The following is a 24,942-nucleotide window of genomic DNA, read 5'->3' on the forward strand; positions in this document are numbered from 1 at the left end:
TCACGCCTTCGGTAGCTTCGGGACGGCAGCCTGGGCGAGTTTTGTCGCCAGTCCGCACAGTGAGGCGGGCTTCGCCGAACCAGCGACAGACATGGTCACCAACTCGACCGCATCCTGCCCGTTCGACTCGACGTACGTCCGGTAGACGATCACCACCGCACAGGTCTTCGGACCGTCGTTCTCGTTCGACAGGAACGCGGACCGCCCGCCCACTGTGATCGGCTGCCCGTCCGACGCGTCCAGCGGCTGGTTCCGGTCGAAGTACAGGTCCACCGACAGGTCACTGGTCGTGCTCTCCCAACCGCACGACCAGTTCCCGAACGACGTGTCCGGACGCGGCCCGACACCAGGGATCAGCTCGAGCGCCTTCTTGTCCAGCAAGGTGCACGCGTTGACGTGCGCCAGCGACGCGGCCGGCAAGGGCTCCGTACGCCGCGGAATCGGACCGGCCTGCAGTACGCCGATCGCCTTCTGTGTAACGGCTTCCGCCATTGCGCAGACGTCCATCCCGGACCCGTCGGTGTGCTTGGCCTCCACCTGGATCTGCGTGCGGTCGGACAGCACCAGGACCCGTTCGCAGTCGTCACCGCCGGACGTCTCGCGTGTCACCGTCCGCAGATTGCCGGTGAACTTCTGCACCGCACCTCTCGGCGAGTCGGTGTAGGGCAGATTCAGCTCCGCCCGTACGTCGACCTCCTGGTCGCCGGTGCCGGTCACCACCACGTCGCACCGGTCGAAGTTGCCGTACGCCGGCTCCAGCGTGGTCTGCCCGAACCGGCTCAGCGACTTCTCGTCGATCAACGCGCACGGATCGACCGTCAGCGGATCCCCGACCGGCCCGACTGCCGGCGTCGGGGCGGACCCACTGGTCGGCGTCGTGGTTGCCGGCGCGATGGATCCAGCCGAAGGCCCCGGTGATCCCGACGATTCAGACGGTTCGGACGATCCCGACATGGCGCGTCCGATCAGCACGCTGAGTACGACGACCACGGCGACGCCGCCGGCCGCCACCGGAATCGTCCACCGTCGACGTCTCTTCACAGGCGCGATCGCAGCACCGCCGAGCTCCTGCACGACCTCAGCGATCAAAGGGCGGTTCTGAGGACCGACAGCGAGCATTCGCGTGATCAGCGGCGTCAGCTCGCCACCTCGATGCAATGGCTCGAGTTCACCCCGCGCTGCGCGTCGCAGTACTGCCAGGGGATTGGGGTCGCTCCCGAACGGCGAGTGGCCTTCCAGCGCCGTGTAGAGCACCGCGCCCAGCGAGAACACGTCGGACGCGGTCGTAGGTTCGTTGCCGTTGGCCACTTCCGGGGCGAGGTGGTCCGGCGTACCGACGGTCGAGCTGTCGGTCAGGGTCGCGTCCGCCCACAGTCGCCGGGAGATCCCGAAGTCCGCGAGCTTCGCCGTACCGTCCGAGGTCACCAGGACGTTGGCCGGCTTCAGGTCCCGGTGGATGATGCCGGCCGCGTGCACCGCCTGCAGTGCGGAGGCGATCTGTACGCCGATGCGTGCGACCTGATCGGGTGGCAGCGGAGCCAGCTCGTCGAGGCTGCGCGACGGCAGGTACTCCAGCACCAGCCAGTGCTCGTCCCCGTCGGCCACCACGTCGAAGATCGTCACCACATGCGGATCGTGCAGCCGGGCGCCGGTCCGCGCCTCGCGGCGGAGCCGGCGTCCGTCCGGATCGTCCACACCGGGGTGCGCACGCTTCAGTGCGACCACGCGGTCGAGCTGCTGGTCGTGGGCACGCCAGACCGAGCCCATGCCGCCCGAGCCGAGCGGTTCCCCCAACAGGTAGCGGCCCCCGATCAGCCGTTCGGTCACTTCACCAGGTCCGCCGAGACCGCGAACGTGTCGCAGGCCTTGTTGGCGCCGATGTTGAAGCCGTTCTGGATCCAGAAGCCCTGACTGGTGGCCAGGCCGTGCGTCCGCTCGTCCTCGGGCGTGTCCGGCGACTCACCGAAGCTGTTGCTGGACTGCTCCTTGAACTCGTCCAGCCGCTTCGTCAACGGGTACGACTTCTCCACCGCCTTGCTGAACACGCCGCCGAAGCAGGAGGCCTGCAACTCGTTCCGCCGCGAGCTCTCCAGCTTCTGGTCCGGGTGGTCCTGCAGATAGACCGCACGGGCGTAGAACAGTCCGGTGACGCCTTGGACGTGATGGCCGTACTCGTGCGCGATCGTCATCAGGTACGCGAGGTCCTGCTGCGGACCGAACGCCCGGTTCATCTGCTTCACGTCGACGTACATGACCTGGTTGCCGTAACAGTAGAAGGCCAGGACGCGGCCGGACAGCGGCTGGAAGTTGCCGCAGGCCGTCTGGACCGGCTGGTCGAACACGACGAGTCCCGGGTCCGGCTTGTCCTGGCCGAGCTCGTGGAAGACCGGCCGCCACGCGTCGTTCAGGCACTTGAAGAGCCGCTGGTAGTAGACCTTCTGCGCGGCCAGGCTGGCGCTGCCGAGGTTCGCCGCCGGGCAGTTCTCCTCCGGGAGCGGACCGGTGCGATAGACGTCGGCGTTCAGCAGGTAGTCCTCGGCGGTCCCCTTCTGCGGATTCGTGGTCGGGGTCGGCACGATCGACGGACCGGTCACTCCGGGGTCCGCGGTGTCGTCGGTGCTGCTCTTGCTCAGCAGCGCGGACAGGACGGCCACCGACACACCGATGAAGACCAGCAGGACGAAACCGAGCAGGATCAGCCGCAGCGGTCCGCCACGCCGGCGCGGCGGCTGGAACCCGTTGAACTGACCTGGGGGACCGTAGTACGGCTGCGCCCACTGACCGGGGTACTGCTGCATCGGGCCGCCCTGCATGGGCCCGCCCTGCATCGGGCCGCCCGGGCCTGGCCCTGGGGGGAACTGGCCCTGCTGCGGCGGCCACGGTGCGGCTTGCGGCGGTGGCAGGATGCCGGGCGGCGGGCCGGGTGGCCGGCCCTGCGGCGGGCCGCCGTACCCGTACGGGCTGCTCACTACTCTGGCCTCCAGGCTGGTCGGTCGAGTTCGCTGCACGAACCGGCACGAGACTACTCTCGACCCATGTCACCGAAGCGCCGCCTCGTCCCGGCTGCCCTGCTGATCTCCCTGACCGCCCCGGTCGCAGGCCTGTTCGTTGCCCTGAGCCCGGTGTCCGCCCAGGCAGCGGGTCGAGCCGACGACCAGATCACGGCGTACTCCGCAGACGCGACGCTGACCAAGGACGGTCAGCTGCAGGTCAAGGAGACGGTCGACCTGACCGCCGGCGGTACGACGTTCAGCCGGACGCTGACCACCCGGGTCCGGTCCGACTCCGAGCGCGACCGCACGTACGACCTGAAGGACGTGTCGGCGACGGTCAACGGCCAGCCCGCTCAGGGCTTTCAGAACCAGAGCGTCGACGACGGCCGCAAGCTCACGCTGAACGTGTCCGGTCAGTCGAAGATCGTCTACAGCTACACCGTGGACAACGTGGTCGCCGACTCGACCGAGGGCCGCGAGGTGAGCTGGCCGATCGTGCAGGGCTTCGGTGTGGCGGTCCCGACCGCCAATCTGAGCGTCAGCGTCCCGTTCGCGACCTGGGTGACCTGCTTCGCCGGCCGGACCGGATCGAGCATGCCGTGTACGTCGTCCCAGCTGGGCGAGTCGGCCGACCTGCAGATCCAGCAGAACGGCGTACCGGCAGGTGGCCGGCTGACGTTCCTGACCGGGCTGAGCGACCAGGCCACCGTGCAGCCGAACGCGCAGTACGCGACCCGCTGGTCGCTCGGGCGCGCGTTCACCGTGGACTCGAGCACGATCGGCCTGGCCGTCATCGTGTTCGGGATCGGGCTGCTCGGTGCGGTCGGGCTGTGGTTCTTCCGCGGCCGGGACGCCGCGAAGGTCGGCGAGGGCGCACCGGAGCGTCCGGTGCTGGACGGCGCCGACGGGCCGCAGTTCGCTGCGCCGGACGGCATCCGGCCCGGCCAGGTCGGCACGGTGGTGGACGAGACAGCCGACGTCGTCGACATCACCGCCACGCTGCTGGACCTTGCCGTGCGCAACTACCTGACGATCGTCGAGCAGCCGCGCGAGTCGCACTTCGGCAAGCTGGACTGGGAGCTGCAGCGGCTGCACCAGGGCGGTCCGGAGCTGCTGCCGTACGAGAAGGCCTTGCTGGACGCGGTGTTCGCGGACGGCGACTCGGTGCTCGTGTCCGCGCTCGGTCCGTCGCTGCGCCCGCGGCTCAACCTGGTCCGCGAGCAGTTGTACGCGGACGTCGTGACGCAGGGCTGGTTCAACAACCGCCCGGACGCAGTGCGGAACAGGTGGACCACAGCGGGCGTGGTGCTGCTCGGTGCGGGCGTCGTACTGACCGTTGTGCTCGCGATCGTCACCAAGTTCGGTCTGGTCGGTTTCGCGGTGATGGCGGCTGGTCTGGTGCTCGCACTGGTCGGTCAGGCCGCACCGGCCCGGACCGCGCGCGGCGCCGCCGTACTCGGCCGCGTGGCCGGTCTGCAGCACTACTTGGCCAACGAGTCCTCGGCCAACCTTCCGCAGAGCCACCGGCTCGAGTTCGCGTCCCGCTGCCTGCCGTACGCCGCTGTGCTCGGACTGACCGAGAAGTGGGCGCTGGAGATCGCGGCCACGGATGACGACGACGACCCCGACGCGGGCATCGGCTGGTACTCCGGACCGGAGAACTGGCACCTGTCCGACATCGGGGAATCGCTCAGCAACTTCGTGACTTCGTTCGGCGGCTCGCTGACCACCGCCCGCCGGCTCTTCGGCTGACGGGCGGCGGCCTGCGGGCTAGTTGACCCGTACGTCCGCTGCGGTGAAGGTGTTGCAGGAGTCGGGCTTCTTGCTGTTGAAGCCCGTGATCGACCACTGGTAGTTGCTCACCCGGTTGCCGTGGTCGTGCACACGCGGCCGGGCGTAGTCGTCACCGGAGTGGAGGATCAGGAACTTCCAGTTGGCGAGCAGCGGGCCGCTCATCGGGATGAACGCCGCGTTCGCCCCGAGGTAGACGGCGCCCAGGCAGGTCGCCTGCAGTTCGCGCCGACGGCTCTCGAGCAGCTTCTGGTTCGGCGTCATCGACTGCTGCCGGGACATCGACGAGGCGAGGATCCCGCTCAGCTTCTGCACGTGGTGGCCGTACTCGTGCGCGAAGTTGTTGAGCATCACCGCGCGCGCGTACACCGGGTTGGTCTTGTAGTACCCGTTGTCCACGCTGAACGGCAGGTAGATGGTCTCGTTCGCACCGCAGTACGCCGCGCGGAGGCTCCGCTGGATGCCGCACGGCGAGGGCATCTTGCCGGCGTACACGACGGCCTTCGGGTTGCGGAACGGCAGGTTCGCCTTCTTCATCGCCAGCCACCAGGTGCGGTTCAGGCAGGGCAGCAGGCGGTTGTAGTACTGCTGTGCCGCGGCGACCGTGACCGGTGCGAACGGCGGCTCCGCGCACTTCGACGCGGCGACCGGACCGATCTTGTAGAGCGCGCTGCCCTTGACCACCTCGTCGGCCGTCGGGCCGCGGGGTGTGGACGGGCTCGGCGAGGTCGAGGGGCTCTCGGACGGCGACGACGACTCCGACACGGGTGCCGTCGGGTTGTCCTTCGCCTGCGGGTCGCCGCCGCCGACGCTGCGGACCAGCAAGGTGATGCCGGAGCCGACCACGAGCACCGCGAGGACGACCAGGCCGATCAGGAGACCGCGCGAGACCTTCTTCTTCCGGCGACGGCGGCCGCCCGGTGGCAGCGGGATCGGGATCGGTGGGTACTGCCAGGTGGGCGCCTGCTGGACAGGCTGACCCATCGGACCGATCTGCCCCGGACCACCCTGCGGGGCGGCGTGGCGGGGGCCGGACTGCTGCTGTGGTGGGAGGGCGTTGCTCCACGGGGAGGACGGCTGCTGGCCCTGGTTCGCCGGGCCCCAGAGGTAGGAGCCCTCGGAGTGCGGGCCGTTCTGGTCCCGCTGGGCAGGCTGCGAAGGTGCGGCCTGCCAAGCACTCGAGTCGGACTGTCCCGTAGCCGACCAGCCCTGCCCGGACTGGTCGGAGTCGGACTGTGACTCGCCCTTGGCTCCGCTGCCGTCACCCGTCTCAGTCTCCAACGTCCAAGACTGCCCCGCCCACCCCGAACCACCGTCACCCTGCTGCGAGCCGGACTGCGAGGGACCGGACTGCCCCGGGCCTGGCTGCGCGGGCTCAGACCAGAACGAGCCGGGCTGTCCCGGGCCAGACTGGGATGGGTCTGGTTGCGAGGGCTCAGACCAGAACGAGCCGGACTGCTGGGCAGGCGGCGTCGGGTTGGTCTGCCATGGGTCGACCGGGGGTGGGCCGGACTGCCACGGACCCTGCTGATTCGGACCCGGCTGGCCAGGACCGCCCTGCTGAGGACCGCGTTGCTGGGGGCCGCCTTGCTGGGGTCCGCGCTGCTGCGGGGCTGGCTGGTTGGGCCCTGGTTGGTTCGGACCTGGTCGGGTCGGGCCTGGCTGATTGGGGCCTGGGCGGCCCGGCCCGGACTGCTGCTGGCCGGACTGTTGCGGACCGCCCTGCTGCGGACCGGACTGCTGTGGGCCGGACTGCTGTGGACCCGGCTGGTTCGGGCCGGGCTGCTGGTGGCCGCGCTGGCCGGGCTGGTTCGCGGGCTGGTCGGGGTGTTCTCGGCGGGTGGGGTTCCAGCCGCCGGCGAACCAGTTGTTGGGGGGCTGCTCGTTCTGGGACGGGTTCTGGAACTCGCGCTTGGCGTCGGTCTCACCGCTCCACCACGACTGCCCCGGACCACCCTGACCATCGCCAGGACCACCCGGCTGAGGACCGGACTGCCCACGCCCAGGACCGGACTGCCCGCGCCCAGGCCGGGACTGCCCACCACCGGGACCGGACTGCCCCGCGCCGGGACCTGACGGGCCCGAACCGTGGGGCTGTGGTGGGGTTCGGTCTGCCCCGGGGCGGTGGGGGTTTTGCCCGGGACCGTGCTCCGGTGTGCGGTCCGGCTGATCTTCAGCCGGGTCGCTCCCCGGGGGCTGGTTCCAGTTGTCCGACATCGATGCTCCTCACGACCTTGCTGGGTGGGGGTGCCGAATGCCGCCTCCCCCGGACATACTTTGCGCGATCCGGACCCACCAGGCTAGCTACCCCGGCCAGTCGTCTCGAACTAGTTCGGCGCTAACTCACCTGCGCCGCCGATGCGGCCCAGGTGTTGCATGCGTTCGGGTTGCGCCCGTTCCACCCGCGGAGGGCCCAGTAGTTGTGGATCGGCGGGGCGCCGTGGTCGTGCCCGTTGTCGATCGTGTTGGCGATCAGCCACCGCCACTGGACCAGCGACTGCCCGGTGATCGGGTAGGTGCGCCGGTTCGAGCCGATGAAGATGTCCGAGAAGCAGGATGCCTGCAGCTCGAGCCGCCGGCTGTCCTGGAGTTCCTGGGTGTACGTCGCCCGCTCGTACCGGATCCGCGCGTACGCCGACAGCATGCCGGTCATGCTCTGCACGTGGTGCCCGTACTCGTGGGCGAACTGGTGCAGCATCCACATCCGCGCCCACACCTTGCTATAGGACTGGGTGTACTTGTTGTAGTTCCCGACGTCCTCGCTGAGGTTCATGTAGATCGTGTCGTTGGTGCCGCAGTAGAACGGCGGCCCGGAGTCGCTGTGCGACCCGCACGGCGACTCGACGGTGCCGCTGAACGTGATCACGCTCGGCGACCGGTTCCGGCTGCCGGCCTTGGCGATCAGCGGCGACCAAGCCTTGTTCAGGCAGCCCAGCAGGTTCTTGTAGTTGGCCCGGGCGCCGGCCGCCGTGCTCGGCCGCGACCCGGACTCCTTGCAGTTCACCGACTTCATCGCGCCGGCCTTGTACAGCTTGTTCCGCAGCACCAGGTCGGTGTCGCTCGGCCCGGGGTTGGTCTTCGGTGTGCTCGTCGTCGACCGGGACGTGGTCGGCCGCGGCGCCTGAGTGGTCGGCTGGGCCGTAGGCCGGACGGTGGGCCTGGTGGTCGGCTGCGTGCTCGGCTGGCCGGACGGTTCGGTCGACGGCTCCGGCGTGGGGCTGTACGACGACGTGGTCGTCGGCTCGGCGTACGACGGGTCGCCGTTGTGCTTCAGCGTGAACGAGACGATCTTCAGCCCGACCACGCCGACGATCAGCACGCCGAGGATCACGAACAGCGCGATCAGGCCGCCGCGGCTCTTCTTCGGCGGTCGCGGTCCACCAGGTCCGGCGCCCCAGCCGAACTGCGGCTGCCCGTGGAAGGGCTGCCCTTGGAACGGCTGGCCCTGAAACGGTTGCCCAGGCCCCTGATACGGCGGGCCTTGCGGCGGACCAGGCGGTGGTCCCTGCGGCGGGCGGCCAGGCGGCGGTCCGCCGTACCCGGGCCCTTGCTGCCCCGGCCCCGGCTGCCACGGCGGTGGCTGCTGCGGTGGCTGCTGGGGCGGGTACTGCTGCCCGGGCGGTGGACCCCATTGGTTGCCTGACACAGTCGAGACGCTACCGGAGCCCAGGCTCAACTTACCCGGGCGGGTGAGGCCGACCAGGTGTTGCAGGTGGCCGGGTTACGGCTGGCGAAAGCCGCCCGGCTCCAGGCTCCGTGGTTGGTCGTGCTGCCGTGGTCCCGCGGGTACGGCGGCCGGTCGCCGCTGCCGTTCACGTCGTACAGCCACATCTGGTACGCGTACCCGGTGATGCCGTAGCTGCCCCGGTTGGCGCCCAGGAACACGTTGCCCAGACAGGAGGCCTGCAGTTCGAGCCGTCGGCTCAGCTGCAGCTGCCCTGCGTCCGTCGCGTCGTACCGCAGCTTCTCGTAGGCCTCGCCGAGACCTGTCATCCACTGGACCGAGTGCGCGTACTCGTGGGCCATCGTGAAGCTGCCGACCATCCGGCCGAACGTCGGGTTCTGCTTGTAGAAGGAGATGACGGAGGGCGACTCCAAATAGATGGTGTGGGTCGTCGGGCAGTAGAACGAGCGCCCTGGCCCACTGCCGCACGGTGTGTTGACCGTCCCGCCCCAGACGACCAGACCGGGTGAACGGAACCGCCCACCGGACGCGGCGACCTGTCGCGGCCAGGCCCGGTCGAGACAGGCCTTGATCGACTTGAAGTACGCCGCAGCCTGCGCGCCGTTGCCCAGACCGGTCTTGGCCTGCTTGCAGTTCACCGTCCGCATCACACCGGTCTTGTAGAGCCTGTGTGTCGCGTTGTACGTCGCCGGATTGACGGACCGCACTGGCTTGGGCGGTGCGGTGGTTGTCGTCGTCTTGGTGGGGACAGCACGAGTCGGCGCCCGAGTGGGCGCCGGGACCGTGGCGGAGGTCGTGGTCGGTGGTGCGGCCGCGGTCGGTATGTGGCCGTCGCTCTGCTTGAGCTTGATCACCAGGAAGACGCCGCCGGCCGCAACCACAGCCACGAGCGCGACGATGAGCAGTGCAGCGCCACCTGACTTCTTCCGCGGCGGCTGGGGCGGCGGCGGTCCCCAGCCGAACTGTGGTCCGCGCGGAGGCGGCGGCGCGTAGTAGTACTGCGAGGGCGGGGGCGGGGGAGGGGGAGGAGCCGGGTAGCTCTGCTGTGCCGGCGGGCCGAATTGCCCGGGAGGCGGTCCCCATTGGTTGCCTGACACCCCGCAGACGCTATCGTGCCCGGTGTCAACCTGCCCCCTTCTTTCTACGGTGTGATTGGGCGATGCGTCTACGTCTCCTCGGGCTCTCCCTGTGTGCCCTCGGCCTGCTCGGCCTGTCCACTGTCCCGGCCGGCGCGGCTGGTACGTCCGGATCCAGCGCTGCCGCCGACCCGGTGGTGACCAACTACGACAGCCAGGTCCGGGTCGAACGCGACGGACTGCTCCGGGTCGCGGAGACCTGGAAGCTCAGCAACGTGAACGGGACCTTCACCCGGTTCATCGTCACGCGGGACCACCTGCCGGACGACATCGACCACGTGCAGGAGATCGGCGACCTGCAGGTCAAGGCAGGCGGTCAGGACAAGAAGGCCGAGCTCAAGACCGACGGCGACGTCACGTCGATCGCGGTCCCGGACGTCAGCAGCGGTACGACGGAGCTCGACTTCTCGTACACGGTCAAGGGCGCGGTGGCCAAGGTCCTGGACGGCACCGAGGTGCGGTTCGCGCCGCTGACCGGGATCAACATCCCGATCCAGCAGGCGAACGTGGTCTACAGCGTGCCTGAGGTTTCGCACGTGTCCTGCTTCGCGGGCCCGATCGACAGCAACATCCCGTGCACGCTGGCGCAGATCGGCGAGACGTCCGGTCCGACCTTCCAGCAGACCGATCTGCCGCCGGGCAACACGGTCCGGATGGCGGTCGGCTTCCCGAAGGGCCAGATCTCGGCCAACTCGATCGTCGAGTACCGCCACACCTTCAAGCGCGCTTTCTCCACCGACGCGGCCCAGCTGATCACCGCACTGGCCGTGCTGCTGCTCGGTGCGCTCGCGCTGTTCGCCCTGTACCGCCTGCGTGGCCGTGACCAGGTCGACCCGCGCCGCGTCGTACCGGCGTCGTTGTTCAGCCTCGGTACGGACGCGCGGATCAACTTCACCCCGCCGTCGGACCTGCGGCCCGGCGAGGTGGGCACGCTGATCGACGAACGGATCGATCCGGTCGACGTGACCGCGACGATCATCGACCTCGCCGTCCGTGGGCACATGACGATCGTCGAGCAGGCCCACAGCACGGAGTACGCACGCCCGGACTGGGAGCTGCGCCGGGTCTCGAACGCGCCGTCGGAAGAGCTGCAGCGCTACGAGAACGTGCTGATCCGCGCGATCTTCGGCGACGCCGACTCGGTGCTGGTCTCGGAGCTCGGCCGTCAGGTCCGCGCGAACCTCGAGCAGGTCCAGGACGCGCTGTACGACGGTGTGGTCAAGCGCGGCTGGTTCAGCGAGCGCCCGGACCGCACTCGGTCGCTGTGGGCAACTATCGGCATCGCCACCACTGTGGTCGGTGTAGTAGCGACTGTGCTGCTGGCACTGCTGTCGACCTGGGGTCTGCTCGGCATCGCGATCACGCTGGTCGGCATCGGCCTGCTCGTCGTCGGTCGCTACATGCCGGCCAAGGCTCCGGCCGCCGGCCGCGTCCTCGGTCAGGTCGCCGCGATCCGCGGTGAGCTGCTGGAGATGGACGTCAGCGAGCTGCCGATCGACCAGCACGCCGAGCTCTGCTCGCGCGCTCTGCCGTACGCCGTCGTGCTGGGCGGCTCGGAGCGCTGGATCGACGCCCTGGTCGCGACGGACAGCACGCCGGACGAAGAGGACGAGGGCTTCACCTGGTACCGCGGTCCGCGCGGCTGGCACCTGCAGTACCTGCCGGACTCGCTCCGCAACCTCACCACGAACCTGACGGGCGCATTGTTCGCCCGCTAGTCGTTCAAGGACAGAGCCCGCCACGCCGCCCCGGCGTGGCGGGCTCTGTCGTTTCAGGGGGGCTGGCTCACCAGTTGTGTTGCGGAGCAGGAGACGCCGGAAGCGGCACGCCTTCTGGGTGGATGACGTAGACCAGGCCGCCGGAGTGCGGCACCCACGCGTTCTCGAACGCGGTCCGGTCGTACGTCGTCCGCACCTGGTCGTCACTCGCGATCAGGTGCGACGCCGGGTCGTTCACGACCACGTTGCCGGCTTCGTCGAACCCGACGATCACCATCAGGTGTCCGTTGGTCCCGTAGCCCGCACCGGGCAGGTCGCCCTTCTTGAACGACAGCGAGGCCACCAGTGGGATCCCGGCCTTGATGAACTGCTCCGCCTCGGTCAGCGAGCGCAGCCGGGTGATGAACCCGTCCACGCCACGGCTTCCGGCGTACGCCGTGTTGAACGGCCAGTTGCCCGCGCCGTCGTAGGAGTAGTCGAAGACGGACCGGGCGGAGTTGTCCACCTGCGGATCCGGATCGGACGGATCGACCCACGCGGTCTCGGCCGCGGTCGGACCGGCGCCCCAGTAGTCCAGCACCATCGCCGTCGACGTCGCGGAGCACCAGGCCTCACCGCCGCCGTCCCACTGCGGATAGTGGCCGATGTGCGTCTCCTGCGAGTACGTCGGTACGTCGAGGACCATGCCCTCCGCGCCGCCAAGGGGGCTCGCGGCAACGGTCTTGTCGGACGGCAGCCGGGACGCCATCGCGCCGACGGACCGGACCACCGGCGACTGCGTCGTACCGCTCAACCGGTACAGCGTGACCTTCAGCTGCCAGCGGTCCAGCCACTTGCCGGTCGCGGCCTGGAAGGTGTCGACGGCAACAGATCCGTTCGCGTCGCCCTGGCTCGGCACCGACGTCCGGTGGATGTCGCCGGCCGCGGTGTCGTCGCCACCGGACCACCTGCCGAGCACGTACCACTTGGTGGCGGCGCCGAGGTTCGTCGTACCGGCCATCGACACTTCGACCCAGGTCCCGGGCGGTGTGGTCGCGTTCCAGGACGCGACCAGTTCGGTCAGCCCGAAGCCGGTGCTGACATGGGGCGAGATCCAGCTGGTCTGGTCGTAGCTCTTGGCAGTGCCGTCGCCGAACGGATCGACGTACGACGTGGTGCCGGTCGAGGTGCCGAAGGTGAGGGCGCCGTCGGTGACGGTGGTGCCGAACTGGTCGCCGGCCAGGAAATCGGTGGCCGACGTCCAGGTGCGGTAGGCGATCTCGCGGGCCGGGGCGACCTTGACGGCTTCGCTCGGCAGGACGCCGGCGCTGAGCACAACCGCCCCGACGATCAGGGCGGTGACGGAACGGGCGGAGGTCATAATTCGACGTTAGACCCCGATGGCAGTCGCTGCCATGTGAGCGCGTGCCGCAGCAAAATACTTACGAACCCGCTTCAGATCGACGCAGCCCCCACTCGGCTTCGAGCAACGCGAAGACCAGTTCGTCGGTCCACTCGCCCTTGAGGTATTCGTTCTGCACGAAGTGGGCCTCCGGGCGCAACCCGAGACGCTTCGCCAGGTTCGCCGAGCCGGTGTTGCGCGCGTCCAGCCGGGCGATGATCCGGTGCATGCCGAGCTGTTCGAACCCGATGCGGAGCAGCTCGACAGCGGCTTCGGCGGCGTACCCGTGGCCGTGCGACTCCGGGTGGAAGACATAGCCGAGCTCCCCGGTGCGGTGCTCGACGCTGTTCATGAACAGCGTGACCTCACCGAGGTGCAGGCCGCCGTCCCGGAGGATGACCGCGGCGGTGAGCGCTTGGCCGTCGCGGTCCATCGGCACGTCGGCCATCCGGCCGGCGAGCGCCTCCTTGACCTCCTCCGGCGTCCGCACGTCGTGCAGCAGGTAACGGGCGACGTCCGGGTTCGCCTGCAGTTTCAGCAGGTCGTCGTAGTCGGTCTCGATGTAGCGGCGCAGTGTCAGGCGGTCAGTCTCGATCGGCAGCGAGTAGCTCACCGATCGAGACTATGCGACCGCCGCAACAGATTTTCAGCCGTTCGCGAGCGCCACCAGCCGGGACTGGTCGCCGTTGAAGCGGTCCTGGTCGATCGGCGTCGAGCTGTACTGCCAGATGGTGTGGAACGGCCAGCCGCCCGGCAGGGTGCCCGGCGCCGAGGCGTAGCGCGCCACCCAGAGCGGGTTGGTCGCGTTGAACGCCGTGCTGTTCCCCGTGCACTGGCTCCACCAGTCGAGGTTGGTGTAGATCACCGGGTCGCGGCCGGTGCGGGACTTGTAGGTGTTCAGGAAGTCCCGGATCCAGCTGACCATCGAGGCCTGGCTCAGCCCGTAGCAGGTCGCGCCGTACGGGTTGTACTCGATGTCGAGCGCACCCGGCAGCGTCTTGCCGTCCTTGGACCAGCCACCGCCGTGGGCCAGGAAGTACGTGGCCTGGTTGGCGCCGCTGGAGTCGTTCGGAGTGGCGAAGTGGTACGCGCCGCGGATCATCCCGACGTTGTAGGACCCGTTGTACTGCTGGGCGAAGTACGGGTTCGTGTAGTAGTTGCCTTCGGTCGCCTTCGTGTAGGCGAACCGCTTACCGGCGTTCCATTGCCCGGCCCAGTCGACATTGCCCTGGTGGCTGGAAACGTCGATGCCTTCGACGGTGGCGTCAGGGGCCATCACAGCCGGGGCGATGGTCGTGGTGTTGTTCTGCACCCAGCCCATATAGGCGTCGCCGGCCTTCTCGATGCCGTGCTGACGGGCCTGGGCGGTGGGCTGGTGGGACGCGGTACTGGTGGTGCCATCCGGGCTTACCGGGCTTGCTTGGGCGGAGCCGATCGAGGCCAGCAAGAGGCCAAGAGTCACGGCGGCACCCGTGAAAAGGGCGGACTTCACGGTTTCCTCCAGAGCGATGAGGGGCGGACAGAGCGCTCGGAACTCATTCTTACCCGACTCGGGAAAGAATCAACCTTTGAATCTGTCGTGCAGGTGATTATTTACCAACGTCACCTCCCGTTACCCTTGACCGGTGACACTTCGTTTGTACGACACCGCGACAGCAGCAGTGCGAGATTTCGAGCCGGTCCATCCGGGCAAGGTCGGGATCTACCACTGTGGGCTGACGGTGCAAGGTGCCCCGCATGTCGGGCACATCTACAAGGAAGTGGTCTTCGACGTACTGCGGCGCTGGCTCGAGCGCTCCGGCTACGAGGTCACGGTGATCGCGAACGTGACCGACATCGAGGACAAGATCCTCACCAAGTCGGCCGATCGCGGCGTCCCGTGGTGGGCACACGCCTACGAGTTCGAGCGCGAGCTGCACTGGGCGTACGACGTGCTCGGCTGCCGCCCGCCGACGTACGAGCCGCGCGCGACCGGGCACATCCCGGAGATGCTCGAGCTGATCGAGCAGCTGATCGAGCGCGGGCACGCGTACGTCGCACCGGACGGATCCGGCGACGTCTACTTCGACGTGAAGTCCTGGCCGGCGTACGGCGCCTTGTCGCACCAGAAGATCGACGACATGGAAGCGGCCGAGGACGCCGACCCGCGCGGCAAGCGGGACCCGCGCGACTTCGCGCTCTGGAAGGGCTGGACCGAGGCCACGCCGCGGACCGCCTCCTGGCCGGCGTCATGGGGCCGCGGCCGCCCGGGCTGGCACATCGAGTGCTCAGCGATGGCGGGGAAGTACCTCGGCGACGAGTTCGACATCCACGGCGGCGGCCTCGACCTGCGCTTCCCGCACCACGAGAACGAGCTGGCCCAGTCGACCGCGGTCGGGCAGAAGTTCGCCCGGTTCTGGATGCACAACGCGCTCGTCACCACGGCCGGCGAGAAGATGTCGAAGTCGATGGGCAACAGCGCCGTCGTGCGGAACGTGGTCGAGCGGGTCCGCCCGATCGAGCTGCGCTACTACCTCGTGCAGTCGCACTACCGGTCGGTGGTGGAGTTCTCGTTCGAGGCGCTCGACGAGGCCGCGAAGAGCTTCCAGCGGATCGACGGTTTCGTCACCCGGGCCGTCGAGGTGACCGGCGGCGTCGAGTCGGCGGCCGAGCTGCCGGCGGACTTCGTCACCGCGATGGACGACGACCTGGGTACGCCGGCCGCGGTGGCCGTACTGCACAACACCGTCCGGGACGGCAACAAGCTGGTCGCCGACGGAGACTCGGTGCTGCTGCGGGAGACGCTCGCATCGGTGCGCGGGATGCTCGGAGTGCTCGGGCTGGATCCGCTGGCCGAGCCGTGGGCCTCGCGCGCCGCGGGTGGCGACGAGCTGACCGAGGTTGTCGACGGGCTGGTGAAGGCGCTGCTGGAGCAGCGGCAGTCCGCCCGGGCCCGCAAGGACTTTGCCGCCGCGGACGCCGTCCGCGACCGGCTGAAGGCGCTCGGCGTCGTCGTCGAGGACACACCGCAAGGACCACGTTGGTCGCTGGCGGCAACAACTACGACTGACGAGGGAAACTGACGTGCCAGGCAACAGCCAGCGCAAGGGCGCCATCCGGAAGAAGGCACGGGGCAACCCGACCGCCGGTTCCGGCGGGCGGGTTCGCCGAGGTCTCGAGGGCAAAGGCCCGACGCCGAAGGCGGTGGACCGGGTCAAGCACCCCGCGCACAAGCGGGCGAAGGCGGCCGAGCGCGCCAAGGACCGGGAGCGCGGCACCACCCGGCGCCCGGCGCGTAAGGACAACGAATCGACCGTCGAGTGGGTGTACGGGCGGAACCCGGTGGTCGAGGCGCTGCGAGCCGGCGTGCCGGCCGCGGCCCTGCATGTTGCCGAAGGCACCGAGCGGGACGCCCGGCTGCGCGAGGCCCTGCTGGTCGCGGTCGAGACCGGTGTCTCGGTCCTCGAGGTGCCGCGGACCGAGCTCGACCGGGTCACCGCGGGCGGTTCGCACCAGGGCGTCGCGCTGCAGATCCCGCCGTACGAGTATGCCCACCCCGACGACCTGCTGACCCGGGCGTACGACGCGGGCGAGGTGCCACTGATCGTCGCGCTCGACGGTGTGACGGACCCGCGCAACCTCGGCGCGATCACCCGCTCGGCGGCCGCCTTCGGCGCCCACGGCGTGGTCGTCCCGGAGCGCCGTACGGCGTCGATGTCCGCCTCGGCCTGGAAGACGTCCGCCGGTGCCGCGGCCCGCATCCCGGTCGCCCGCGCCGGCAACCTCAACCGGGCGCTGAAGTCCTACAAGGACGCCGGCCTGCTGGTCATCGGCCTGGACATGAACGGCGCCATCGAGCTCCCGGAGTTCGAGGCCGCGACCGAGCCGATCGTGCTGGTCATCGGCTCCGAAGGCAAAGGCCTGGCCCGCCTGGTCCGCGAGAACTGCGACCTGATCGTCTCGATCCCGATGACCAGCGCGACCGAGTCCCTCAACGCAGGCATCGCCGCCGGTGTGACGCTCTACGAAATCTCCCGCCGCCGCGCGAGCTGAGCACACGACAGCGCCCCGGACCACGAAGGTCCGGGGCGCTGACCTGTGCAGGGTCAGTAGACGCTCACGCCGTAGCGGGAGAGGGCCTCGGTGACGGGCTGGAAGTAGGTGGTGCCGCCGGAGGAGCAGTTGCCGGAGCCGCCGGAGGTGAGGCCGAGGGCTACCGAGCCGGCGAACAGCGCGCCGCCGGAGTCGCCGCCTTCGGCGCAGACGTTGGTGCGGATCAGGCCGGTGACGGTGCCCTCGGCGTAGTTCACCGTGGCGTTCACTGCCTGGACCGTGCCGCTGTGCACACCGGTGGTGCTGCCGCTGCGCTTGACCGCCTGGCCAACAGTCGCGTTGCCGGCGGACGTGATGTCCTGCGAGCTGCCGTTGTACAGATCCACCGTGCCGGCGTGGTTCGTGTACGAGGCGCTGTACTTCACGATCGCGTAGTCGTTACCCGGGAAGCTCGACCCGTACGTCGTGCCGAGCAGGGTGGTCTTGCTGGAGTTCGAGTACCAGCTGGACGCGATGTTGCCGCAGTGACCCGCGGTCAGGAAGTAGTACGTGCTGCCACTGCGCACGTTGAAGCCGAGCGAGCAGCGGTACTGCCCGCCGTAGATCGCGTCGCCGCCGGCGATGTACTTCGTCAGCTTGCCGGACATCTTCTCCAGCGTGACGCGGTCGCCGAACTGCTTGGTCACACCGGTCAGCTGCGACAGCTTCGCGCCGGTGACCGTGTCGTCGTACGACACGATGATCCGGCCGTTCGGGTCGGTCTGCCACGCCGTACCCGGGATCGTCGCGTCCTTGCTCAACGTCGACGTGATCGCGGTTGCGGACAGGGTGGCGGGGTTGACCGGCGCAGCCGAGGCTTGCGACGCCAGAAGTCCGGCGGCAGCAAGCCCGGCCGCGGCCAGGAGAGCGGTGGTACGGCGGAATGGGGACATGTTCACGGTTTCAGCCTCCTCACGATGAGGACGCCTTCGGGGCGGGGCGTCCTTGACTTCAACCGTGTCCAGTCCTACCCCGTATCTCCCTGAGTATTCAAGAGGTTCCGGAGAGTAGGGGAAACCCGCACTCAGTAGATCGAGACGCCGTACACGTTGAGGGCCTCGACCACCGGCTGGAAGTAGGTCACTCCACCCGTCTTGCAGTCGCCGGAGCCACCGGAGGTCAGGCCGAAGGCCCACTGCCGGTAGAACAGCGGCCCGCCGGAGTCGCCCGGCTCGGCGCAGACGCTGGTGCGGATCAGGCCGGCCACGCGCCCGTCGCCGTAGTTCACGGTCGCGTTCAGGCCGGTGACCCGGCCGCTGTGCAGGCCGCTGGTCGCGCCGGAGCGGTACACCAGCTGGTTGAGACCCGGGTTCATCGCCGTGGTGATGTCCTGCGAGTGCCCGTTGTACAGGTACACGCTGCCGCCCGGGGGCTTCATCTTGATGTCGGTGCGGTAGACGACCAGCGAGTAGTCGTTCCACGGGTAGCTGGCGTTGACCACCGCGCCGGTGTAGACGGCATGGTTCTGGTCCTGGTACCAGCGGGCCGCCGCGACGCCGCAGTGACCGGCAGTGAGGAAGTAGTACTTACCGCGCCGCTGCACGTTGAAGCCCACGGTGCACTTGTACTCGCCGCCGAAGGTCGCCATGCCACCGCTGATGTACTTCTGCAGCTTGCCTGGCAGCTTCTCCAGGGTGATGTTCGAGGCGAGCTGCTTGGTCAGACCGGTCAGCTTGGTCAGCTTCGTGCCGGTGACGGTGGAGTCGTACGACACCACGACGGTGCCGTCCGGCTTGGTCATCCACGCCGTGCCAGGGGTGTTGATCTGGTCGTTCAGCGTCTCGGTGATCGCTTTGGCGGACAGTCGTGGCGGCTTCACCGGGTCCGCCTTGGCCGGTACGGCGGCGGCCAAGGCGAGCGCGGCGGCCGCCACCACGGCCGCGGTACGTCGCAGGGTTTTCATAGTCATCAGCCTTCCGGGGCGTACGGCTCTGATGCGCGAGATGGCAGCAAGAGGACGGATCCCAACCTTAGAGGTCCGGCCGGTCAGTCCAGCCGCAGGGAGTGCAGGACGAACGACGCGAGTTCGCGGTACGCCTCGGCGTCGTTCAGGCCGGTACGCCGGGCGATGTCGCCGCGCTGGATGGCCTGCATGGTGTGCGCGATCATCTCGGCCGCGAACGCGATGTCGACCTGCCGGAACATCTTGTTGTTGATGCCGTCCTCGATCAACGCCCGGACCCGCTCGGCTGCGATCCGGGTGTTCCGCTCGTACACCGAACGGGCCGGCGCGAACGTCGCGACGTCGTCGAGGAAGGTCCGGCCGGCCGGCCGCAGCGCGTCCGCGACCGCGTTCAGGTACGCCGCGATCCGGCGGTCGTGCCGGGTCTGGCGAGCGACCGCGGACTCCACCTGCGCGGTGGCATTCTTGAAGTAGTGCTTGACCACCTCGACGGCGAGCTGTTCCTTGCTCGGCGCCAGCGCGTAGAGGGTGGTCTTGCTGCAGCGCAGCTCGGCGGCCAGGTCGTCCAGGGTGAAGCGGCTGAACCCCTGCTCGAGGAACAAGGACAGGAGCCGGTCGAGCAGCTCGGACTGCCGGCGGGTCCGCCGCCCCGGAACGACTGTTGTCATATCGAGACAGCATAGAACGATACTGAGTTATGTGCTTCAGTATCATTCCGAGTATCATTCTGTCAGTTGTTGAGAGGGGGTTCCCTGATGGCTGTCGACCGACTCCTGCCGACTGACGAATCCATTGACCTGCTCGCCCTCGTCCGGGACCTGTGCGAGCACGAGCTCGCCCCGCACGCCGCCGAGGCGGAAGAGAGCGAGACCTTCCCGAGGGACGCGTTCCGCACCCTCGGCAAGGCCGGCCTGCTCGGCCTGCCCTACCCGGAGCAGTACGGCGGCGCCGAGCAGCCGTACGAGGTGTACCTGCAGATGCTCGAGGAGATCGCGTCCGCCTGGATGTCCGTCGGCGTCGGCGTCTCCGTGCACACGATGACCAGCTACGGCCTGGCGACGTTCGGGTCCGACGAGCAGAAGGCCCGGCTGCTGCCGGACATGGTCGGCGGCGAGTTCCTCGGTGCGTACGCGCTGTCCGAGCCGCAGGCCGGCTCCGACATCAGCTCGCTGACGACCAGGGCCGTCCGCGACGGCGACTTCTACGTCCTGAACGGTACGAAGGCGTGGATCAGCCACGGCTCGCACGCCGACTTCTACACCACCTTCGCCCGGACCTCGGACGACCCGAAGCACGGCATCTCGGCGTTCCACGTGCCGGGCTCGGCCGAGGGCCTGAGCTTCGGCGCGCCGGAGCGGAAGATGGGGCTGACCGGGTCGACCACGACGCTGGTCAACTACGACAACGTCCGGATCCCGGCGGCCAACCTGATCGGCGCCGAGGGCGACGGCATGCGGATCGCGCTGTCCGCGCTCGACTCGGGCCGGCTCGGGATCGCCGCGTGTGCGGTCGGTCTGGCGCAGGCGGCGCTCGACGTCGCGGCGTCGTACGCGAAGGAGCGTCAGCAGTTCGGGCAGGCGATCGCCGACTTCCAGGGGATCCAGTTCCTGCTCGCCGACATGGCGGCCGGGGTCGAGTCCGGGCGGGCGACGTACCTGCATGCGGCCCGCCGGCGTGACCTCGGGCGGTCGTTCACAGGCGAGGCGGCGATCGCCAAGCTGGTCTGCACGGACGCGGCGATGAAGGTCACCACCGACGCGGTGCAGGTGCTCGGTGGGTACGGTTACACCCGGGAGTTCCCGGCCGAGCGGTACATGCGCGAGGCGAAGGTGACCCAGATCTTCGAAGGCACCAACCAGATCCAGCGGCTGGTGATCAGCCGGGAGATTTTGAGGAGCGTGTAGATGAAGTTCAGCCCGTCCGACGTCGCCCTGGTCACCGGTGGTGGTTCCGGGCTCGGAGAGGCGACGGTGCGCCGGCTGGCCGCGGACGGGCTCGGGGTCGTGATCGTCGACCTGCCGTCGTCCGCGGGCAAGGCGGTCGCGGACGAGCTGGGCGAGCGGGTGGTGTTCGCGCCGGCCGACGTCACCGACGAGGCCGGCGTGACGGCCGCGCTCGACGCGGCTTCCGGCTTGGGTCAGCTGCGGGTGGTGGTGAACTGCGCCGGCATCGCGACGCCGGGCCGGGTCGTCGGCCGCAAGGGTCCGTTGCCGCTGGCAACGTTCCGGCAGGTGATCGAGGTGAACCTGATCGGCACGTTCAACGTGCTCCGGCTGGCCGCCGAGCGGATGATCGCCACCGAGCCTGGTGAAGACGGTGATCGCGGCGTCGTGGTGATGACCGCGTCGATCGCGGCGTACGACGGTCAGATCGGGCAGGCGGCGTACGCGTCGAGCAAGGGCGGCATCGTCGCCCTCACGCTCACGGCCGCGAGAGACCTTGCAGACAAGGGAATCCGGGTCGTCACGATCGCGCCGGGCACGATGGAGACCCCGATGCTCGCCGGCCTCCCCGAGGAGACGCGCGCGGTCCTCGAGCAGCAAGTCCCCCATCCGTCCCGCCTCGGCAAGCCGTCGGAGTACGCCGCCCTGGTCCGCCACATCCTCGACAACCAACTCCTCAACGGCGAGGTCATCCGCCTCGACGGCGCCCTCCGGATGCCACCCCGTTGATCCGCGTCCCGGCGACCCTGCTCCGCGCAGGCTCGCCGTTCGCCCAACTCTGCTGGCGAATCCGCCGCGCGGCGGCTACAAACCCACCCGCGAAACCCCGGCGCAGCAGGCTGATTTACCACTCGGCGAAGGAGCCGTCGGTGTGGCGGAGGATGGGGGAGCGCCAGCGGTGTGGGGGTGCGGCTGCTGCGCGGACTACTTCTTCGTTGACCTCGATGCCGAGACCGGGGCCTGTTGGGCGGGCGACGTGGCCGTCGGTGAAGGTGAAGACGGCGGGGTCGACCAGGTAGTCGAGTAGTTCGTTGCCGCCGCCGTACTCGATGCCCAGGCTCTGCTCCTGGATCAGGAAGTTCGGGGTGGCGAAGTCGATCTGCAGGCTCGCCGCCAGCGTGATCGGTCCGAGTGGGCAGTGCGGCGCGACGTTCACGTCGTACGCCTCGGCCATCGCGGCGATCCGGCGTACTTCGGAGACGCCGCCGGCGTGCGAGATGTCCGGCTGGGCGACCGCGATCCCGGTCGTCAGCACGTCCCGGAAGTCCCAGCGGGAGAAGAGCCGTTCGCCGGTCGCGATCGGGATACTGGTCGACTCCGTGATCCGGCGCAGGTCGCGCGAGTACTCCGGTGTCACCGGCTCCTCGACGAACAACGGGAGCAGCGGCTCGAGCATCGGCAGCAGCTGCCGAGTCGCCGCCGTACTGAGCCGTCCGTGGAAGTCGAGCGCGATGTCGACGTCGTCGCCGAGCGCGGTCCGCAGCGCCTCCACCCGCGACGCCATCCTGCGCAGATCAGCCGCGCCCGGGATCGGCGGAAGCGCCTCGGACACGTTGATCTTCACCGCGGTGAAGCCGTGCGCGACCTTGGCCAGCGCGTCGTCGACGAGGGCAGCGTTGTCGACGCCGTGCGCCCAGGTGTACATCCGGACCCGGTCACGCACGGGACCGCCGAGCAGTTCGTGCACAGGTACGCCGTGGTGGCGCCCCTTGATGTCCCACAACGCCTGGTCGATCCCGGCCAGCGCACTCGAGAGCACCGCACCGCCGCGGTAGAACCCGCCCTTGGCCATCACCTGCCAGTGCTCCTCGATCCGCAACGGATCCGTACCGACCAGGTACTCCATACAGGCCGCGACCGCACCCTGCACGGCCTCGGCTCGCCCTTCGACGATCGGCTCACCCCAGCCGCTGATCCCCTCATCGGTATCGATCCGCAGGAACTGCCACCGCGGCGCCACCAGAAACGTCTCGTACCCCACGATTTTCACGTTTCAACCCTAGTCAACTTTCCCTGTGGACAACCGACTGACGGTGTCGGAACAGCTGTAATTTCTCTGTCGATCAATGGGAAGGCGGTGTCAGACAAATATGTACTACTCTGAATCCATGGCTGAGGTACCGATCCGTACGCTGAATCAGGAAACGGCCCGGGTGCTGGCCCGGGTGAAGCAGGGCGAGGAGATCGAGATCACCGAGCGCGGCGTTGTCATAGCCCGCCTCGTTCCGGTCAAGCCGTCGCCGACGGCGCGGCTGCTCGCCACCGGGAGTTTCCGGCCCGCTCGGCTGACCAGACCTTTCTCGCGTCCGAAGGGCGAGATCAGGACCGACCACGAGGCGGGCGAGCTCCTCGAGCAGATGCGCGACGAGGAGCGCTACTGATGATCTACCTGGACACCGCCGCGCTGGTCAAGCTTGTCCGCCGGGAGACGGAGTCGGACGAACTCGTCGGCTGGCTCAACGAGCAGGTCGATCGCATCTTCGTCTCGTCGGCGCTGGTCGAGGTCGAGTTGCCCCGTGCTCTCCGGCGCTCTGAACCGGCGCGGCTCACCGAGGTTCCGTCCGTGCTTGCGCAGATCTCCGTCTACGACGTCGACGAGACGGTCCGTGCGACGGCCGCCGGTTATCAGGATCCGTCGATCCGTTCTCTCGACGCGATTCACCTTGCGACGGCGGACGCGATTCTCGGCGATGACGTGACGTCGTTCGTCACATATGACCGGCGTCTGCTGGCATCGGCCAAGGCGATCGGACTGCCCGTCGTCAGCCCTGGCCTGTCCTGAGGTCAGCGGGCGGGTGTGATGGCGCGGGGTGGGTCGAAGAGGTCGCTGGGTTGGTAGGGCTTGTGGATGCCTTGCTGGACGAGGTCGAGGGTGATGGCGTCGGCGCGGCGTTGGGTGGTGCCGTCGTCGGTGGGGAAGGTGTGGTCGACGGTGCAGTAGTCGGAGGTGATCCAGACGGGGTACGACGCGGCGCGGGTGTGGAGGGTGACGACGAAGGTGCGTTGGTTGATGTTGCCGCAGCCCACCGCGCGGGCCGGTGGTGGAGCCTCGGGCGAATTGTTCACTCGTTGTGCGAAGGCTGACGCTGGCCCGGCGGCGAGGTTGGATCCGGCGACCAGCGCGCCTCGCCAGTATTCGCACACGCCGGCCGAGGTGATCCGCTCCTTCGTCGTGAGCCCGGTGCCGTTCTGGTCGGGCAGGGTCGGCGCGCAGCCGTAGTAGTCGGTGCCTGTGATCGGGCGGGCCGAGTCGACGATGCGGCGGCGGAGCGTGTCGTCGTCCGTCAGCACGCTGATCTTGGTCCCGCCGACGAGTCGAGTCTCTTCGGTCCAGCCTCCGTCGTAGTGCTTGGTTCCGGGGGCCTGGACGTCGTCGAACCAGAGATACGGCTGCCGTTTGTTCACTGGCAGTACGGCGTCGGGGCAGGTGTACCAGTTCTTGCTCAGCCAGCCGTTCAACCGTCCGATCGAAGGGACCGCCGAGTTGGCGAACGTCGTACACGGTGCCGGCCCGGAGATGTACTGCGTCCACGTCGCCGGCACCTGCACCTGCACCGTCTTGTAGGACTCCCACCGCCATCCGGCATCGGGCGGTCCTGGCCGGCTGACCTGCGGGTCGGTGCGCAGTTCCGAGGTCAGGGAGTGCGTTGCGACGATCGCAGTGGCGACCACAGCGGCCGCTACCACGACCGCGCCGATCGCGCGGCTGTTACGGCGGCGGCGTAGGCCGGTGTGGACGGCTGCCAGCAAGCGGGCGTCCGATGGCGCGTCCGCCGCGTGCTTGGACAGGCTGTCTGCGATCTGCTTCTCGGATGCGTCCATCAGCGCTTGACCTCCTCGGTCCCGATGGTGGTGCGCAGTGAAGCCAGCGCACGGTGGATCTGTGAGCGGACGGTGGCGGGCGAACACTCCAGGATCACGGCGATCTCCGCGTCCGGGAGATCCTCGTAGTACCGCAGTACGACGGCGGCTCGCTGTTTCGCGGGCAGCGTTGCGCACAGCGCCCAGATCGCGTCCTGCTCCGCCTGGGCAACCGCGTGATCAGGAGCCGGTGCGCTCGACGTACCAGCGTCCTCGGTAGGAGTCTCGCGGCGGAAGAACCGGCGCCAGCGGGAGATGTCGGCGTTCACGATCGAACGCCGTACGTACGCCTCCGGATCCTGGACGCGGCAGATCTTCGCCCACCGCGAGTACACCGCGATCAGCGCGTCCTGGACGGCTTCCTCCGCGCGGCTGTGGTCGCGCGTGACGAGGTACGCGAACCGCAGCAACGCCGCGCCCCGCTGAGTGACCCAGTCGTCGAAGTCGGGTGACTCCATCC

Annotated in this window: 23 protein-coding genes; 9 read left to right on the forward strand and 14 right to left on the reverse strand. The window is 68.8% G+C overall.

Annotation, left to right across the window (positions count from 1 at the left end; translation table 11 throughout):
* Window positions 1-1,827 (reverse strand): serine/threonine-protein kinase, encoded by a 1,827-nt coding sequence (locus tag OHA18_RS19695; protein ID WP_329005604.1) that lies wholly within the window; start codon window positions 1,825-1,827, stop codon window positions 1-3.
* Window positions 1,824-2,969: a neutral zinc metallopeptidase gene (locus OHA18_RS19700; RefSeq protein ID WP_329005605.1), complete on the reverse strand. Its 1,146-nt coding sequence runs from the start codon at window positions 2,967-2,969 to the stop codon at window positions 1,824-1,826. The genes OHA18_RS19695 and OHA18_RS19700 overlap by 4 nt, the downstream gene beginning before the upstream one ends.
* Before the next feature lie 66 nt (window positions 2,970-3,035).
* On the opposite strand from OHA18_RS19700, the gene OHA18_RS19705 reads away from it, so the two are divergent.
* On the forward strand, window positions 3,036-4,745 hold the full coding sequence (locus tag OHA18_RS19705) for a DUF2207 domain-containing protein (protein ID WP_329005606.1): 1,710 nt from the start codon (window positions 3,036-3,038) through the stop codon (window positions 4,743-4,745).
* A gap of 18 nt (window positions 4,746-4,763) precedes the next feature.
* Here the strand turns inward: OHA18_RS19705 and OHA18_RS19710 are convergent, their stop codons facing one another.
* Window positions 4,764-6,065, reverse strand: a complete 1,302-nt coding sequence (locus tag OHA18_RS19710) for a neutral zinc metallopeptidase (RefSeq protein WP_329005607.1) — start codon at window positions 6,063-6,065, stop codon at window positions 4,764-4,766.
* A gap of 291 nt (window positions 6,066-6,356) precedes the next feature.
* Between OHA18_RS19710 and OHA18_RS19715 the strand changes: the two genes are divergently transcribed.
* Complete coding sequence (locus tag OHA18_RS19715; RefSeq protein WP_329005608.1) at window positions 6,357-6,860, forward strand: hypothetical protein; 504 nt, start codon at window positions 6,357-6,359, stop codon at window positions 6,858-6,860.
* A 262-nt stretch (window positions 6,861-7,122) separates the two neighbouring features.
* Here the strand turns inward: OHA18_RS19715 and OHA18_RS19720 are convergent, their stop codons facing one another.
* Window positions 7,123-8,430, reverse strand: coding sequence for a neutral zinc metallopeptidase (locus tag OHA18_RS19720; RefSeq protein WP_329005609.1), 1,308 nt, complete (start codon window positions 8,428-8,430; stop codon window positions 7,123-7,125).
* Window positions 8,431-8,456: 26 nt separating this feature from the next.
* Window positions 8,457-9,356, reverse strand: coding sequence for a neutral zinc metallopeptidase (locus OHA18_RS19725; RefSeq protein ID WP_329005610.1), 900 nt, complete (start codon window positions 9,354-9,356; stop codon window positions 8,457-8,459).
* 272 nt (window positions 9,357-9,628) lie between these two features.
* Here OHA18_RS19725 and OHA18_RS19730 point away from each other — a divergent pair, with 272 nt between their 5' ends.
* On the forward strand, window positions 9,629-11,323 hold the full coding sequence (locus OHA18_RS19730) for a DUF2207 domain-containing protein (RefSeq protein WP_329005611.1): 1,695 nt from the start codon (window positions 9,629-9,631) through the stop codon (window positions 11,321-11,323).
* Window positions 11,324-11,390: 67 nt separating this feature from the next.
* On the opposite strand, the gene OHA18_RS19735 is transcribed toward OHA18_RS19730, so the two are convergent.
* The 3 genes from OHA18_RS19735 to OHA18_RS19745 all read right to left on the reverse strand — a co-directional run bounded on the left by OHA18_RS19735 (window position 11,391) and on the right by OHA18_RS19745 (window position 14,166).
* Window positions 11,391-12,683, reverse strand: a complete 1,293-nt coding sequence (locus tag OHA18_RS19735; RefSeq protein WP_329005612.1) for a peptidase C39 family protein — start codon at window positions 12,681-12,683, stop codon at window positions 11,391-11,393.
* Window positions 12,684-12,744: 61 nt separating this feature from the next.
* Window positions 12,745-13,317 carry a GNAT family N-acetyltransferase gene (locus OHA18_RS19740; RefSeq protein ID WP_329005613.1) on the reverse strand — a complete coding sequence of 191 codons (573 nt, stop codon included), beginning with the start codon at window positions 13,315-13,317 and terminating at the stop codon, window positions 12,745-12,747.
* 33 nt (window positions 13,318-13,350) lie between these two features.
* Window positions 13,351-14,166 (reverse strand): lysozyme, encoded by an 816-nt coding sequence (locus OHA18_RS19745; RefSeq protein ID WP_329005614.1) that lies wholly within the window; start codon window positions 14,164-14,166, stop codon window positions 13,351-13,353.
* 163 nt (window positions 14,167-14,329) lie between these two features.
* Here OHA18_RS19745 and cysS point away from each other — a divergent pair, with 163 nt between their 5' ends.
* Window positions 14,330-15,766: a cysteine--tRNA ligase gene (gene cysS, locus OHA18_RS19750; protein WP_329005615.1), complete on the forward strand. Its 1,437-nt coding sequence runs from the start codon at window positions 14,330-14,332 to the stop codon at window positions 15,764-15,766.
* A gap of 1 nt (window position 15,767) precedes the next feature.
* Window positions 15,768-16,736, forward strand: coding sequence for a 23S rRNA (guanosine(2251)-2'-O)-methyltransferase RlmB (gene rlmB / locus OHA18_RS19755; protein WP_329005616.1), 969 nt, complete (start codon window positions 15,768-15,770; stop codon window positions 16,734-16,736).
* Between the two features lie 53 nt (window positions 16,737-16,789).
* Here rlmB and OHA18_RS19760 read toward each other — a convergent pair whose 3' ends face one another.
* The 3 genes from OHA18_RS19760 to OHA18_RS19770 form a co-directional block, all read right to left on the reverse strand.
* Window positions 16,790-17,668, reverse strand: coding sequence for a S1 family peptidase (locus tag OHA18_RS19760; protein WP_329006137.1), 879 nt, complete (start codon window positions 17,666-17,668; stop codon window positions 16,790-16,792).
* A gap of 131 nt (window positions 17,669-17,799) precedes the next feature.
* Window positions 17,800-18,684, reverse strand: a complete 885-nt coding sequence (locus tag OHA18_RS19765) for a S1 family peptidase (protein ID WP_329005618.1) — start codon at window positions 18,682-18,684, stop codon at window positions 17,800-17,802.
* A gap of 77 nt (window positions 18,685-18,761) precedes the next feature.
* On the reverse strand, window positions 18,762-19,346 hold the full coding sequence (locus tag OHA18_RS19770) for a TetR/AcrR family transcriptional regulator (RefSeq protein WP_329005619.1): 585 nt from the start codon (window positions 19,344-19,346) through the stop codon (window positions 18,762-18,764).
* A gap of 87 nt (window positions 19,347-19,433) precedes the next feature.
* Here OHA18_RS19770 and OHA18_RS19775 point away from each other — a divergent pair, with 87 nt between their 5' ends.
* Both OHA18_RS19775 and OHA18_RS19780 read left to right on the forward strand, forming a co-directional pair.
* Window positions 19,434-20,582: an acyl-CoA dehydrogenase family protein gene (locus tag OHA18_RS19775; RefSeq protein WP_329005620.1), complete on the forward strand. Its 1,149-nt coding sequence runs from the start codon at window positions 19,434-19,436 to the stop codon at window positions 20,580-20,582.
* A complete protein-coding gene (locus tag OHA18_RS19780; RefSeq protein WP_329005621.1) occupies window positions 20,583-21,350 on the forward strand; it encodes a 3-hydroxyacyl-CoA dehydrogenase in 768 nt (255 codons plus the stop codon).
* Window positions 21,351-21,465: 115 nt separating this feature from the next.
* Here OHA18_RS19780 and dgoD read toward each other — a convergent pair whose 3' ends face one another.
* Window positions 21,466-22,611 (reverse strand): galactonate dehydratase, encoded by a 1,146-nt coding sequence (dgoD, locus tag OHA18_RS19785; RefSeq protein WP_329005622.1) that lies wholly within the window; start codon window positions 22,609-22,611, stop codon window positions 21,466-21,468.
* Between the two features lie 118 nt (window positions 22,612-22,729).
* On the opposite strand from dgoD, the gene OHA18_RS19790 reads away from it, so the two are divergent.
* Both OHA18_RS19790 and OHA18_RS19795 read left to right on the forward strand, forming a co-directional pair.
* Window positions 22,730-23,002: a type II toxin-antitoxin system Phd/YefM family antitoxin gene (locus OHA18_RS19790; protein ID WP_166678304.1), complete on the forward strand. Its 273-nt coding sequence runs from the start codon at window positions 22,730-22,732 to the stop codon at window positions 23,000-23,002.
* A complete protein-coding gene (locus OHA18_RS19795) occupies window positions 23,002-23,403 on the forward strand; it encodes a type II toxin-antitoxin system VapC family toxin (protein ID WP_329005623.1) in 402 nt (133 codons plus the stop codon). The genes OHA18_RS19790 and OHA18_RS19795 overlap by 1 nt, the downstream gene beginning before the upstream one ends.
* A 2-nt stretch (window positions 23,404-23,405) precedes the next feature.
* Here the strand turns inward: OHA18_RS19795 and OHA18_RS19800 are convergent, their stop codons facing one another.
* Together OHA18_RS19800 and OHA18_RS19805 are read right to left on the reverse strand one after the other, a co-directional pair.
* Entirely contained in the window at window positions 23,406-24,443 is a 1,038-nt protein-coding gene (locus OHA18_RS19800; RefSeq protein ID WP_329005624.1) for a hypothetical protein, read from the reverse strand.
* Window positions 24,443-24,940: a SigE family RNA polymerase sigma factor gene (locus OHA18_RS19805; protein WP_329005625.1), complete on the reverse strand. Its 498-nt coding sequence runs from the start codon at window positions 24,938-24,940 to the stop codon at window positions 24,443-24,445. The genes OHA18_RS19800 and OHA18_RS19805 overlap by 1 nt, the downstream gene beginning before the upstream one ends.
* Between the last annotated feature and the right edge of the window lie 2 nt (window positions 24,941-24,942).

The organism is Kribbella sp. NBC_00709 (assembly GCF_036226565.1).
Taxonomy (GTDB): domain Bacteria; phylum Actinomycetota; class Actinomycetes; order Propionibacteriales; family Kribbellaceae; genus Kribbella.

Coding starts and splice junctions, on each gene's coding strand:
- OHA18_RS19775 (WP_329005620.1), top strand. CDS start 19,434: ATGGCTGTCGACCGACTCCTGCCGACTGACGAATCCATTGACCTGCTC.
- OHA18_RS19760 (WP_329006137.1), bottom strand. CDS start 17,668: ATGTCCCCATTCCGCCGTACCACCGCTCTCCTGGCCGCGGCCGGGCTT.
- OHA18_RS19780 (WP_329005621.1), top strand. CDS start 20,583: ATGAAGTTCAGCCCGTCCGACGTCGCCCTGGTCACCGGTGGTGGTTCC.
- OHA18_RS19805 (WP_329005625.1), bottom strand. CDS start 24,940: ATGGAGTCACCCGACTTCGACGACTGGGTCACTCAGCGGGGCGCGGCG.
- OHA18_RS19765 (WP_329005618.1), bottom strand. CDS start 18,684: ATGACTATGAAAACCCTGCGACGTACCGCGGCCGTGGTGGCGGCCGCC.
- OHA18_RS19705 (WP_329005606.1), top strand. CDS start 3,036: ATGTCACCGAAGCGCCGCCTCGTCCCGGCTGCCCTGCTGATCTCCCTG.
- OHA18_RS19730 (WP_329005611.1), top strand. CDS start 9,629: ATGCGTCTACGTCTCCTCGGGCTCTCCCTGTGTGCCCTCGGCCTGCTC.
- OHA18_RS19735 (WP_329005612.1), bottom strand. CDS start 12,683: ATGACCTCCGCCCGTTCCGTCACCGCCCTGATCGTCGGGGCGGTTGTG.
- OHA18_RS19770 (WP_329005619.1), bottom strand. CDS start 19,346: ATGACAACAGTCGTTCCGGGGCGGCGGACCCGCCGGCAGTCCGAGCTG.
- OHA18_RS19795 (WP_329005623.1), top strand. CDS start 23,002: ATGATCTACCTGGACACCGCCGCGCTGGTCAAGCTTGTCCGCCGGGAG.
- OHA18_RS19790 (WP_166678304.1), top strand. CDS start 22,730: ATGGCTGAGGTACCGATCCGTACGCTGAATCAGGAAACGGCCCGGGTG.
- OHA18_RS19800 (WP_329005624.1), bottom strand. CDS start 24,443: ATGGACGCATCCGAGAAGCAGATCGCAGACAGCCTGTCCAAGCACGCG.